Raw genomic sequence first — 12,450 nt, 5'->3', positions numbered from 1 at the left:
CAGGCTCATTTGTGGTAAGGGTGCCCGGACAACACAGTCCAGGCGCGGTAGATCTGCTCGCCGATGAGTATCCTTACCAAGGGGTGCGGCAGGGTCAGCGGCGACAGCGACCAGCGTTGCTCGGCGCGTGCACAGACTTCAGGCGCCAGCCCTTCCGGGCCACCGACCATCAAGTTCACCGTGCGCGCATCCAGGCGCCAGCGGTCCAGCTCGGTCGCCAGCTGCTCGGTACTCCAGGGCTTGCCATGGACCTCAAGCGTGACGATGCGTTCCCCAGGCTGAACCTTGCTCAGCATGGCTTCGCCCTCCTGACGGATCAGGCGGGCGACGTCGGCATTCTTGCCACGGGTGTTCAGCGGGATTTCCACCAGCTCGAGCGACAGCTCCGGGGGCAGGCGCTTGGCATATTCATGCCAACCGTCCTCGACCCACTTGGGCATGCGCGAGCCGACCGCGATCAGACGCAGACGCACGACGCTTCCTTATTCCCGGTCTTTGAGCTTGTCGGTGAAGTAGTCGCTGGCGTTTTCCGGGCTGTGGTGCTTGGCATCGGCGGCACGGCTCTGCTCGGCGCCCACCCACAGGCGCTCCAGGTCGTAGAACTGGCGGGCAGCGGCGGTCATCATGTGCACGATGACGTCGTTCAGGTCCAGCAGAACCCAGTCGCTGTCGCCCTTGCCTTCTTCGCCCAAAGGCTGCGCGCCTTCTTTCTTGACCGCTTCACGGACCTTTTCCAGCATCGCGTTGATCTGGCGGTTGGAGGTACCGGTGGCAATGATCATGTAGTCGGTCAGGCTGTGCTTTTCGCGCACGTCGATGACCTGGATGTCCTGGGCCTTGACGTCTTCCAGAGCGCTGATGGTCAGTTTGACCAGGTCTTCGCCATTGATTTTCTGCTTGCTCATATAAAACTCTTTCAACTCGTTGAGTGAGGTGCCTGCGGCACCGTCAGTTAGGCGCACGATACAGGTCGTGTGCCTCGATGTAGGCCAGTACGGCGTCCGGCACCAGGTACCTCACCGACTTGCCGCTGGCCAGCAGCTGTCGGATCTGTGTAGCCGACACCGCAAGCGGCGTCTGCCAGACGAACGAAATATTCCCCGCCGGGCCGGACATGGCGGTGGGATCGCTCTCCGAGCGCGCAGCCAGAAGGTTGCGCAGCTCGTCAGGGGGTTCGACATCAGCATCCGGGCGTTGCAGCACCAGGATGTGACAGTGTTGCAGCAGCTCTTCCCAGCGATGCCAGCTGGGCAAGCCGCAGAAGGCGTCCCAGCCCATCACCAGAAACAGCTGATCGGCGCTGCCCAACTCGGCACGGACCGACTCCAGGGTATCGATGGTGTACGATGGCTTGTCGCGTTCCAGCTCCCGGGCGTCCACGCTCAGGCATTCGACGCCCTGTACCGCTTCGCGGACCATGGCAAGACGATCCTGCGCCGCCACTTGTGGCGTGTCGCGGTGTGGCGGCCGGGCGTTGGGCAACAGGCGCAGCTCATCCAGCGCCATGAACTCGGCAACCTCCAGCGCGCTGCGCAGGTGGCCGATGTGCACGGGGTCGAAAGTGCCGCCTAGTATGCCGATGCGCCGGACTGCCTGGGCCTTGCTCAACTCAGCAGGACTCCTGGCCGCGCAGTTGGCCGTCGCCGATCACCACGTATTTCTCGCAGGTCAGCCCTTCCAGGCCGACCGGGCCGCGAGCATGCAGCTTGTCGGTGGAAATGCCGATTTCAGCACCCAGACCGTACTCGAAGCCATCGGCGAAGCAGGTTGGGGTGTTGAGCATCACCGACGCGGAATCGACCTCGGCCATGAACTGGCGAGCCTGCCCCTGGTGTTCGGTGATGATCGAGTCGGTGTGGTGCGAGCCATAGTGGTTGATGTGCTCGATGGCCTGGTCCAGGCCGTCGACCACACGAATCGACAGAATGGCGTCGAGGTATTCGGTGTGCCAGTCGTCTTCTGTGGCCGGCTTGGCATCGATAAGCGCCCGGGTGCGTTCGCAACCACGCAGCTCGACGCCTTTCTCCGCGAAACGGCGGGCCATTTCCGGCAGGAAGCCTTCAGCCACACGCTGGTCCACCAGCAGGGTTTCCATCGCCCCGCAGATACCGTAACGGTAGGTCTTGGCGTTGAATGCCACGCGCCAGGCCTTGTCGAGGTCGGCATGCTCGGCCACATAGACATGGCAGATGCCGTCCAGGTGCTTGATGACCGGTACACGGGCATCGCGGCTGATGCGCTCGATCAGGCCACGGCCACCGCGCGGCACGATCACATCGACGAACTCAGGCATGCTGATCAGCGCGCCGACGGCTTCGCGGTCGGTGGTCTCGACCACCTGCACTACCGCTGCCGGCAAGCCGGCTTCGGCCAGGCCACGCTGGATGCAAGTAGCGATGGCGCGGTTGGAGTGGATGGCCTCGGAGCCGCCGCGCAGGATGGTGGCGTTACCAGACTTCAGACACAGGCTGGCGGCATCGATGGTCACGTTCGGACGCGACTCGTAGATGATCCCGATCACGCCAAGCGGCACACGCATCTTGCCCACCTGGATGCCCGACGGGCGGTAGCTCATGTCGCGGATCGCACCGACAGGGTCCGGCAGGTTGGCCACCTGGCGCAGGCCGGTGATCATGCCGTCGATACGCGCCGGGGTCAGCGCCAGGCGGTCCAGCAGAGCGGGCTCCAGGCCATTGGCGCGACCAGCGGCCAGGTCCAGTTCGTTGGCTGCGGCGAGCTCGGCACGGGCAGCATCCAGAGCATCGGCGGCAGCTTGCAAGGCGCGGTTTTTCTGCGCGGTGCTGGCACGGGCGATCACCCGGGAGGCCTGGCGAGCAGCGCGACCCAAACGGGTCATATAGTCAAGAACGGACTCAGTCATGGGTTCGGTGTCTTGGCGAAGGGGAAATCGGCTGATTATAACTGTCGCGCAGGTATACGCCCAGCGGCGGGTGGCGGATGGTAGAAAATGGTCGAGGGCAATGTGTAGGAAAGATGTAACTGGTCTTATCGAAATTTCTTAGATCAACACCGACCTAATCGCCGGCAAGCCGGCTCCTACAGCGATCTTTGTGGGACTTGGCATGCTGGTGACAAGGCCGATACCGGCACACCACCAATATCAGGTTCAGTATCGGTTAAGCCATTCATTGCTATCATCGCCGCCTCTGAAATCACGAATCGCCAGCATGCCAGATACATCTCCCTGCCCTGCCCGCGCTCTGCCTGACAGTTTCTTCGACCGCGACGCCCAGACGCTGGCCAAAGCCCTGCTGGGCAAAGTCATTCGTCATCGCCACGGCAACCTGTGGCTGGCGGCGCGGATCATCGAAACCGAGGCGTACTACCTTACAGACAAAGGCAGCCATGCCTCGCTCGGTTACACGGAAAAGCGCAAGGCACTGTTTCTCGACGGCGGGCACATCTACATGTACTACGCCCGCGGCGGCGATTCGTTGAACTTCAGCGCCCAGGGCCCCGGGAATGCCGTGCTGATCAAGTCGGCCTACCCTTGGGTGGACGCCATTTCCGACGCCAACAGCCTGGCGCAGATGCAACTGAACAACCCCGACAGCAACGGCAACCTGCGCCCGGTCGAGCGCCTGTGCGCCGGCCAGACGCTGTTGTGCCGAGCGATGGGCCTGAAGGTGCCGCGCTGGGACGCCCAACGCTTCGACCCTGACCACCTGTATGTCGAAGACTGCGGCATCCAGGTTCCACAGGTGGTGCAATGCGCCCGGCTCGGTATCCCCCTGGGCCGAGACGAACATTTGCCATACCGCTTCGTCGACGCCGAATACGCCCGCTTCTGCACCCGGAACCCGCTACGCCGGGGGCAAGTCGAAGGGCAAGATTTCTCCATTCTCGAACAAGGAAGCTGATAAATGGGCCAATGGCTCGATAGCCTGACCGGCTGGCTCAGCGCCAACCCTCAGTGGCTTGGCCTGGCAATTTTCCTCGTGGCCTGCGTGGAGTGCCTGGCCATCGCCGGCATCATCGTACCGGGGACCGTCCTGTTGTTCGCCGTTGCCGTGCTCGCAGGCAGTGGCGCCTTCACCCTGGGCGAAACCCTGCTGCTGGGTTTCCTGGGCGGCCTGCTGGGCGATGCCATTTCCTACACCATCGGCAAATATTTTCACCAGAACATCCGCCGCCTACCCTTGTTACGGCACCACCCGGAGTGGATCGGCAGTGCCGAGAACTACTTCCAGCGCTACGGCATTGCCAGCCTGCTGGTCGGTCGTTTCATCGGCCCGCTGCGCCCGATGCTGCCCATGGTCGCGGGTATGTTCGACATGCCGCTGCCCCGCTTCATCGCCGTCAGCCTGGTGGCCGGTGCAGGCTGGGCGGTGGCCTACCTGTTGCCGGGCTGGGCCACTGGCGCGGCCATGCGCCTGCCATTGCCGGAAGGCTTCTGGCTGGATGCGGGGATCATTGCCGGTAGCCTGGCGGTGTTGATCGGCCTGGGGTTGAACAGCAGCATTCGCGATCAACGCCATGGCACACGACTGATTGCGGGCCTGAGTTTCCTGGCGCTGGTTGCGCTGTTCCTCGGCTGGCCCTATCTGAGTGAATTCGATCAGGGCGTGATGACCTTGGTCCAGGAGCACCGCAGCCAGCTCATCGACGGCACCGTGGTACTGGTGACCCGCCTGGGCGACTTCCGCACCCAGTTTTTCCTCGGGGGCTTGCTCACCGGCCTGTTGCTGCTTGCCCGGCAATGGCGCCATGCGCTGTTTGCCGGGGGCGCGCTGATGGGCACGGCCATTGCCAATGGCACCCTGAAATGGCTATTCGCCCGGGCTCGGCCCGAAGTGCTGACCGACCCGCTGACCAGCTACAGCATGCCCAGTGGTCACAGTTCGGCATCGTTCGCGTTCTTCGTGGTGCTGGCGCTACTGGCCGGGCGTGGCCAGCCGCCGCGGATGCGCCTGACCTGGGTGCTGCTGGGGTGTATTCCTGCCCTGGCCATTGCATTGTCGCGGGTTTATCTGGGGGCGCATTGGCCGACGGACATTCTGGCCGGTGCCTTGCTGGCCTGCTGCGTCTGTGCTGTAAGCCTGACGCTGGTGCAGCACCGCCAGCCGCTTGACGCCTTGCCGCAGCGGGTGTGGTGGCTGGTGTTGCCAGCCTGTATCGCGTTGCTCGCGTTCTTTGCCATGCATGCGTTGCCGCAGGCGTTGTTGCGTTATCAGTACTGATTTGTCGCCTGTACGGGCCCTATCGCCGGCAAGCCGGCTCCCTCAATGACCGCGCCGACCTTAAGATCACGCAGTACCTGTAGGAGCCGGCTTGCCGGCGATGGGGCCATATCAGGCGAACAACTCACCCTGAATTCGCTCCAAGAGCTTCTGGATTTCCGCCAACCGCTGTTGTGGCGAATCGATCGCCAGCAAGTCCAGCTTGTCCTCTTCCATGAACGGCAACAGATAAGCCAACTGATTGGCCAGCGCCTGACGCCCGTCGACTTCCCGAGGCATGTCCAAGGCTTCGACCATCGGGTGCTCGCCCAAAGCCACCAATAGCGCCAGCAGGTCATCATCGTGCTCGGTCAGGGGGCTATCGGCCTGCTCCGGCAACCAATGGACCTCTCCCACCAGCAACTGGTCCTTCTGCACCTCGGTGCTGGTCAGTTCGAAACGCCGCACACCTTCCACGCGAATGCCCAGCAGGCCATTCTCCTGCTGCACGAAATCACGGATCAGCGCCTCGCAACCGATCGACGCCACCACCGGTGGCGCCTTGCCGACCTGCTCGCCCTCCAGAATGCAGACCACGCCAAAACCTTCGCCCTGCTTCATGCAGCGCCCGATCATGTCCAGGTAGCGCGCCTCGAAGATCTGCAAGTCGAGCAGACAACCAGGAAACAGCACGGTATTGAGCGGAAACAGCGGTAGCGTCATCACGACTCCTCAGGCCACCAGGCTGACGGCCAACGGCAGGAACACCGCCGTGGCCACACCCATCAGGCTCATCGCCAGCGCTGCGAAAGCGCCGCATTCATCACTTTCCTGCAGGGCCACCGAGGTCCCCACGGCGTGCGCTGTGACACCTAACGACATGCCACGCGCTTCTGGGCTGTGGACCCCGAAGCGGGTCAACAACGCCGGGCCGAAGATCGCACCGATCACCCCGGTAATCAATACGAACACCGCTGCCAACGCCGCCACGCCACCTATTTGCTCGGCGACCAACATGGCGATTGGCGAGGTCACCGACTTCGGCGCCATGGTCATCAGAATCATGTGTTCAGCACCAAACCACCAGCCCAGCAGCAAACAGGCCAGGGTTGCGAACAGGCCTCCGACTACCAGCGTAGTAAATGTCGGCCAGAACAACTGCCGAATACGCCGCAGGTTCAGATACAGCGGCACCGCCAGCGCCACCGTGGCTGGCCCCAGGAGGATGTTCATGATTTCGGTGCTCTTGCGGTATTCGGCGTAATTGATGCCGCAGGTCAGCAGCACGCCAATCACCAGCAACATCGACACCAATACAGGCTGCAGAAAGATCCAGCGGGTCTTCTCGTAGGCGGCCAACACGATCTGGTAGGCCCCCAAGGTGATGCCGATGCCGAACAGCGGGTGGTGAATGACCGCATCCAGCGCTCCTTGCCAATCGAGGTTCATGGCTGCTCCTCGCGCTTGCCCTGCCGATGCATGAGCTTCTGCATGAGCACGCCGACGAACACCAGGGTCACCAGGCAGGAAATCAGCAAGGCGCCAACGATGGCCCAGAAATCGGCGGCGATGTCCTTGGCATACACCATCACCCCTACCGCCGGTGGCACCAGCAGCAACGGCAGGTAGCGCAGCAGGCTGCTGGCCGCTTCGTTCAGTGGCTTGCCCACCTCACCTCGGGCCATCAGGAAGCACAGCAGCAGCAACAGACCGATGATCGGCCCAGGCAGGATCGGCACAAACAAATGGTTGATCGCCGTACCCAGCAGTTGAAACAGCACCAGCCAGGTTAAACCACGCAACAGCATAAGCATCTCCTTCGCGCATGGTGGCCATTATAAGCACGCAGGGCTGATAAGCCGATATTCGCCGAAAATCAGACAACTTGACTGAAACGGTTCGTCGTGCTGATCTTGCACCTTCGTACCAAATGACAACTTGGAGAGTCGCGATGCCTTATGTACCGGTTACAGAGCTTTCGCAGTACGTTGGAAAGGAACTGGGGCGTTCCGCCTGGCTGAAGATCGATCAGCAGCGCATCAACTTGTTCGCCGAGGCCACAGGCGACTTTCAATTTATCCACGTCGACCCGGAAAAAGCGGCAAAAACCCCGTTCGGCACGACCATCGCCCATGGTTTCCTGTCCCTGTCGCTGATCCCCAAGCTCATGGAAGACATTCTGGTAATGCCAGAGGGCTTGAAGATGGTCGTCAACTATGGCCTGGACAGCGTGCGTTTCATTCAACCGGTCAAGGTCGACAGCCAGGTTCGCCTGAAGGTCGAACTGGTCGACGCCATCGAGAAAAAACCTGGCCAATGGTTGCTCAAAGCCACCGTCACCCTGGAAATCGAAGGTGAAGAAAAGCCGGCCTACATTGCCGAGCCCCTGTCACTCTGTTTCGTCTGATCACTCATCAGGGCCGCAAAGCGGCCCATTCTGCGGCATACTCGGCAGATCTATTGCCCGGATTCCGCCATGCGTCCACTGCTCCCCATCGCTCTGACACTGTTGCTCGCTGCCTGCGGTGATGGCGAGTCGCTTCAGCCCCCTGACGCACGCCTGCCTGACGGTGGGCGCTACCGGGGCGAGGTGGTCAATGGTCTGCTGCAGGGCGAGGGGCGCATCGACTACCCCAACGGCAGCTGGTACGCCGGCTCGTTCAAGGATGGCCAGTGGCACGGCCAGGGCGAGTGGCATGGGCGTAATGGCGAAGTCTACCGTGGGCAATTCGCTGAAGGGCTGTTCCAGGGGCTGGGCGACCTGACCACCCCCGGCAGCCACTACGCCGGCACCTTCAGCCACGGCCGCCGAGACGGTGAAGGCACACTCAAGCAGGCCGACCAAACCTACCGCGGCCAATTCAAGGATGACCAATACGAAGGCGCCGGCGAACTGGAGCTGGCCGATGGCAGCCGCTACCAGGGCCTGTTCGCCAAGGGTAAACCCAACGGCGCGGGGGTGCGCAGCGATGCCAGCGGCAATCAGTTCAGTGGCCGCTTCGTCGACGGGCTGTTGCAAGGCAGCGGCACCTACGACAGTGTCGATGGCGAACAGTACATCGGTGAATTCAAGGACAACCGACTGGAAGGCCGCGGGCGCTATGAAAACGCGGACGGCGACGTCTGGATCGGCGAATTCAAGGATGGCTCGCTCAGCGGCGAAGGTGAATTGCTCGGCAGCGACGGGAGCCACTACAAGGGCAGTTTCGTCGACTGGCGCCTGTCTGGTCAGGGCAGCCTGCAACTGGCCGACGGCAGCCGGTATCTGGGCGGCTTCGACAATGACGCCTACCATGGCCAGGGCAAGTTGACGCTGGCCAACGGCAAGGTTGAAGCCGGCTACTGGGTCAATGGCGTACGCGTTCGCGACCAGAAGGGGCAGTTGCTGCCCGACCCGCTGGACCTCGCCCTGCTCAATCAGGGCCGCCTGCTCGAAGACGCCCTGGCCAAGGTGCCCCGCTCCGTATCGCCGATTCAGCTGTACAGCCTGGTGGTGGCCGGTGATGGCCAGCAAAGCGTGTTCCTGCGCGAGGCAGACTACGTCAGCAACATGCTCAAGGTACGCTTCGGCGCCCGCGGCCAGGTCACCCTGGTCAACCACCGCGACCACATGACCACGCGCCCCATGGCCACCCGCGAGAGCCTCACCCGCGCCGCCCGCACCCTCGCCGAGCGCAGCGGCCCCGAGGACCTGGTGTTCATCTACCTGACCAGCCATGGCAGCCACGACCACCAATTGGTGCTGGACCAACCGCGCCTGCAGCTGGCCGACCTGTCAGCCGACGAACTGGCCAGCGCACTCGCCCCCCTCAAGGACCGCGACAAGGTGATTGTCATCTCGGCCTGCTATTCCGGTGGTTACATTGCCCCGCTCAAGGACGACCGCACGCTCATCATGACTGCGGCGCGTGCTGATCGTGTGTCCTTCGGCTGCTCTGAGGAAGCGGATTTCACCTACTTCGGCGACGCCCTGTTCGCCGAGGCGCTGAACCAGACCGACGACTTGAAACTGGCGTTTGAACTGGCCCGCACCAGCGTTGCCGAACGAGAACGAAGGGAAGGTTTCGAAGCCTCGGAGCCACAGCTGTGGGCACCCCCTGCGGTACTGGCACACTGGCAGCAGTTGCGCCGGCAGCAGGCCGAGGAAGCCTTACGTAATGCGGCACAGGCCCCGGTGGGGGAACAGGCAAAAAAGCCCGGCAACCACTAAGCTTGTGTGTAACAAGGGAGAGACATCATGTACTTGACGCCTCAGCATGTCCTGCTTGCCGGTGCCACTGGTTTGACGGGTGAACACCTGCTCGACCGCCTGCTCAACGAACCCACCATCAGCCGGGTGCTGGCGCCTACCCGCCGGCCACTGGCCGAGCACCCGCACCTGGAAAACCCGGTCGGCGACCCGGCAGTGTTTCTCCCTCAACTGGCTGGCCGGGTCGATATCGCCTTCTGCTGCCTGGGCACCACCCTCAAGCAAGCAGGCTCGGAGTCCGCGTTCCGTGCAGTCGACCTGGACATGGTCGTGGCCTTCAGCAAGCGTGCCCGGGAAATGGGCGCGCGGCACCTGCTGGTGGTCAGCGCCCTGGGTGCCGACCGCAGGTCGCCTGTTTTCTACAACAAGGTCAAGGGCGAAATGGAAGCAGCCCTCAAAGCCCAGGACTGGCCGCAACTGACCATCGTGCGGCCATCGCTGCTGCTGGGCGAGCGTGTGGAGCCAAGGCTTGGCGAACGACTGGCTTCGCCACTTGCCCGCCTGATTCCGGGCAAGTACCGGGGTATCGAGGCCTGTACCCTGGCACGGGCGTTGTGGCGGCTGGCGCTGGAGGAAGAGGATGGCATTCGGATCGTCGAATCCGATGAGTTACGCAAACTGGGCAAGAAATAAGGGTCTCTTCGCGGGTAAACCCGCTCCCACAGGCAACTCGCCGGCCTCAAGGCCAATGCTGTACCTGTGGGAGCGGGTTTACCCGCGAAAGGGCCATCAGAGGCCGCCTGTGGCCTGGAAGCCAATCCCCGCCGCCGTCAGCAGTGACAACGGCAGCAACAAGGTATCGAGCAGCGCGCTCCCCGGCAGGTCCAACCCCGGATACGCCGGCGCCTCAGCCCCGAAGTGATCCTTTGGGCAGCACCCACCGTTCATCACATACAAGTTAAGCCGCGTCCCGGCGTACACCACCGGGGCGCCTGGCATGTTGGCGTCCAGCGTTCGCACCGTCGCGCAGCCGCTGAACAGTGTCGTGGCCAGCAGCCCGACCAGCGCCCGCTTCAATCATCGGCCCCGAAGTGGTGCTCGCCCCAACGCGGCAGCATGTCCTGCGGGATGTTAAGCAGATTGAGAATGCGTGCCACCACGAAGTCGACCAAGTCATCGATGGTCTGCGGCTGGTGATAGAACCCCGGAGCCGCCGGCAGAATCACTGCGCCCATCTGCGACAGCTTGAGCATGTTTTCAAGGTGGATGGTCGAGAACGGCGCCTCCCTCGGCACCAGAATCAGCTGTCGGCGCTCTTTGAGGGTGACGTCCGCAGCCCGCTCGATCAGATTGTTGCACGCCCCCGTGGCAATGGCCGACAGAGTGCCCGTGGAACAAGGCACCACCACCATCGCCGCCGGAGCCCCCGAGCCGGAAGCGACCGGCGACATCCAGTCTTCCTTGCCATACACGCGGATCTGCCCATCGGCCGCACCGGTGTATTCGGTCAGAAACGCCTGCATGGCCTGAGGCTTGGCCGGCAACACCACGTCGGTCTCGGTGGACATCACCAGTTGCGCCGCCTTGGAAATGAGGAAGTGCACCTCACGGTCCTCGCGCACCAGGCAATCGAGAAGACGCAGGCCATACTGCGCCCCGGAGGCGCCGGTCATGGCCAGGGTGATGCGTTCCGGCCCGCTCACTTGAGGGCCTCGGCCAACTTGCCGTGCAGGCCGCCAAAGCCGCCGTTGCTCATGATCACTACATGGGTGCCTGGGCGCGCCTGGCCTTTGACCCGCTCGATGATCGCCTCGAGGCTGTCCGCAACCACCGCTGGCACTTTGCATTGCGCGGCGGTAGCTGCCAGGTCCCAACCCAGGTTGGCCGGCGCGTACCAGATCACCTGGTCGGCATCGGTCACGCTGTCAGGCAAGCCGTCACGGTGGGCGCCGAGTTTCATGGAATTGGAACGCGGCTCGATCACGGCGATGACCGGCGCCTCGCCCACCCGCTTGCGCAGGCCGTCGAGTGTGGTGGCAATGGCGGTCGGGTGGTGAGCGAAGTCATCGTAGATGGTCACGCCCTGCACTTCAGCGACCTTTTCCATGCGCCGCTTGACGCTCTTGAAGGCACTCAGCCCCTCGATACCCATGGCTGGCACCACACCCACATGGCGGGCGGCGGCCAGGGTCGCCAAAGCATTGGCGACGTTGTGCTGACCCGTCAGCGACCAGTCCACCACGCCTTGCACTTCGCCATCGAACAGCACTTCAAAGCGCGAACCGTCGGCACTGAGCAACCTGGCCTGCCATTGGCCACCTTCGCCGGTGGTCTGCACAGGGGTCCAGCAGCCCATGCCGATCACGCGCTCCAGCGCCTGCTCGGTGGTGGGGTGGATAACCAGGCCTTCGCTTGGAATGGTGCGCACCAGATGGTGGAACTGCCGCTCGATAGATGCCAGATCTGGGAAGATATCAGCATGATCGAACTCGAGATTGTTCAAAATCGCAGTGCGTGGATGGTAGTGGACGAACTTCGAGCGTTTATCGAAGAAGGCGCTGTCATACTCGTCAGCCTCGACCACGAAGAACGGGGTATCGCCCAGGCGCGCAGAGACCGAGAAGTTCTGCGGTACGCCACCGATCAGGAAGCCAGGGCTCATGCCCGCGTGCTCCAGCACCCAGGCCAGCATGCTGCTGGTGGTGGTCTTGCCGTGGGTACCGGCCACGGCCAGAACCCAACGTCCCTGCAATACATGGTCAGCCAGCCACTGCGGGCCGGAGACATAGGGCAGGCCTTTGTTCAGCACGTATTCCACGGCCGGGTTGCCGCGCGACATGGCATTGCCGATCACTACCAGGTCTGGCGCCGGCTCCAGCTGGGCCGGGTCGTAGCCCTGGGTCAGCTCGATGCCCTGGGCCTGAAGCTGGGTGCTCATCGGGGGATAGACGTTGGCGTCCGAGCCTGTGACGCGGTGGCCGAGCTCTTTGGCCAGCACCGCCAGCGAGCCCATGAATGTGCCGCAAATACCGAGAATATGAATATGCATGGTCGACCTCGCAAAACTTCGAGGCAGGGTAG

Annotated in this window: 15 protein-coding genes; 5 read left to right on the top strand and 10 right to left on the bottom strand. The window is 62.9% G+C overall.

Annotation, left to right across the window (positions count from 1 at the left end; all coding sequences use genetic code 11):
- Window positions 1-5: 5 nt before the first annotated feature.
- From rlmH to PspTeo4_RS24625, 4 genes are read right to left on the bottom strand one after another with little or no spacing between them, the layout of a single operon-like run.
- Entirely contained in the window at window positions 6-473 is a 468-nt protein-coding gene (gene rlmH / locus PspTeo4_RS24640; RefSeq protein WP_023382530.1) for a 23S rRNA (pseudouridine(1915)-N(3))-methyltransferase RlmH, read from the bottom strand.
- A gap of 9 nt (window positions 474-482) precedes the next feature.
- Complete coding sequence (gene rsfS, locus PspTeo4_RS24635; RefSeq protein ID WP_322366360.1) at window positions 483-905, bottom strand: ribosome silencing factor; 423 nt, start codon at window positions 903-905, stop codon at window positions 483-485.
- Window positions 906-948: 43 nt separating this feature from the next.
- The gene (nadD, locus tag PspTeo4_RS24630) at window positions 949-1,608 is read right to left on the bottom strand and encodes a nicotinate-nucleotide adenylyltransferase (protein WP_322366359.1); all 660 of its coding nucleotides are present in this window, start codon (window positions 1,606-1,608) and stop codon (window positions 949-951) included.
- A 1-nt stretch (window position 1,609) separates the two neighbouring features.
- On the bottom strand, window positions 1,610-2,881 hold the full coding sequence (locus tag PspTeo4_RS24625; protein WP_322366358.1) for a glutamate-5-semialdehyde dehydrogenase: 1,272 nt from the start codon (window positions 2,879-2,881) through the stop codon (window positions 1,610-1,612).
- Between the two features lie 307 nt (window positions 2,882-3,188).
- Here PspTeo4_RS24625 and PspTeo4_RS24620 point away from each other — a divergent pair, with 307 nt between their 5' ends.
- Both PspTeo4_RS24620 and PspTeo4_RS24615 read left to right on the top strand, forming a co-directional pair.
- On the top strand, window positions 3,189-3,881 hold the full coding sequence (locus tag PspTeo4_RS24620; protein ID WP_322366357.1) for a DNA-3-methyladenine glycosylase: 693 nt from the start codon (window positions 3,189-3,191) through the stop codon (window positions 3,879-3,881).
- A 3-nt stretch (window positions 3,882-3,884) separates the two neighbouring features.
- The gene (locus PspTeo4_RS24615) at window positions 3,885-5,201 is read left to right on the top strand and encodes a bifunctional DedA family/phosphatase PAP2 family protein (RefSeq protein ID WP_322366356.1); all 1,317 of its coding nucleotides are present in this window, start codon (window positions 3,885-3,887) and stop codon (window positions 5,199-5,201) included.
- Between the two features lie 111 nt (window positions 5,202-5,312).
- Here the strand turns inward: PspTeo4_RS24615 and PspTeo4_RS24610 are convergent, their stop codons facing one another.
- From PspTeo4_RS24610 to PspTeo4_RS24600, 3 genes are read right to left on the bottom strand one after another with little or no spacing between them, the layout of a single operon-like run.
- The gene (locus PspTeo4_RS24610; RefSeq protein ID WP_322366355.1) at window positions 5,313-5,903 is read right to left on the bottom strand and encodes an LON peptidase substrate-binding domain-containing protein; all 591 of its coding nucleotides are present in this window, start codon (window positions 5,901-5,903) and stop codon (window positions 5,313-5,315) included.
- 9 nt (window positions 5,904-5,912) lie between these two features.
- Entirely contained in the window at window positions 5,913-6,629 is a 717-nt protein-coding gene (locus PspTeo4_RS24605) for an LrgB family protein (protein WP_322366354.1), read from the bottom strand.
- Window positions 6,626-6,988, bottom strand: coding sequence for a CidA/LrgA family protein (locus PspTeo4_RS24600; protein WP_322366353.1), 363 nt, complete (start codon window positions 6,986-6,988; stop codon window positions 6,626-6,628). Before PspTeo4_RS24600 ends, PspTeo4_RS24605 begins: the two co-directional genes overlap by 4 nt.
- A 143-nt stretch (window positions 6,989-7,131) precedes the next feature.
- Between PspTeo4_RS24600 and PspTeo4_RS24595 the strand changes: the two genes are divergently transcribed.
- The 3 genes from PspTeo4_RS24595 to PspTeo4_RS24585 all read left to right on the top strand — a co-directional run bounded on the left by PspTeo4_RS24595 (window position 7,132) and on the right by PspTeo4_RS24585 (window position 10,062).
- On the top strand, window positions 7,132-7,587 hold the full coding sequence (locus PspTeo4_RS24595; RefSeq protein WP_322366352.1) for a MaoC family dehydratase: 456 nt from the start codon (window positions 7,132-7,134) through the stop codon (window positions 7,585-7,587).
- A gap of 69 nt (window positions 7,588-7,656) precedes the next feature.
- On the top strand, window positions 7,657-9,390 hold the full coding sequence (locus tag PspTeo4_RS24590; RefSeq protein ID WP_322366351.1) for a C13 family peptidase: 1,734 nt from the start codon (window positions 7,657-7,659) through the stop codon (window positions 9,388-9,390).
- Between the two features lie 27 nt (window positions 9,391-9,417).
- A complete protein-coding gene (locus PspTeo4_RS24585) occupies window positions 9,418-10,062 on the top strand; it encodes an oxidoreductase (RefSeq protein WP_322366350.1) in 645 nt (214 codons plus the stop codon).
- Between the two features lie 96 nt (window positions 10,063-10,158).
- Here PspTeo4_RS24585 and PspTeo4_RS24580 read toward each other — a convergent pair whose 3' ends face one another.
- The 3 genes from PspTeo4_RS24580 to mpl are packed head-to-tail and all read right to left on the bottom strand — an operon-like array spanning window position 10,159 to window position 12,418.
- Window positions 10,159-10,446, bottom strand: coding sequence for a YceK/YidQ family lipoprotein (locus PspTeo4_RS24580; protein WP_322366349.1), 288 nt, complete (start codon window positions 10,444-10,446; stop codon window positions 10,159-10,161).
- Window positions 10,443-11,072, bottom strand: coding sequence for a flavin prenyltransferase UbiX (gene ubiX, locus PspTeo4_RS24575; RefSeq protein ID WP_322366348.1), 630 nt, complete (start codon window positions 11,070-11,072; stop codon window positions 10,443-10,445). The genes PspTeo4_RS24580 and ubiX overlap by 4 nt, the downstream gene beginning before the upstream one ends.
- On the bottom strand, window positions 11,069-12,418 hold the full coding sequence (mpl, locus tag PspTeo4_RS24570; protein WP_322366347.1) for a UDP-N-acetylmuramate:L-alanyl-gamma-D-glutamyl-meso-diaminopimelate ligase: 1,350 nt from the start codon (window positions 12,416-12,418) through the stop codon (window positions 11,069-11,071). The genes ubiX and mpl overlap by 4 nt, the downstream gene beginning before the upstream one ends.
- Window positions 12,419-12,450 lie beyond the last annotated feature (32 nt).

Source organism: Pseudomonas sp. Teo4 (genome assembly GCF_034387475.1).
Lineage (GTDB): Bacteria > Pseudomonadota > Gammaproteobacteria > Pseudomonadales > Pseudomonadaceae > Aquipseudomonas.
The sequence above is the reverse complement of the archived record's forward strand: the minus strand, read 5'-3'. Positions and strand labels throughout refer to the sequence as shown.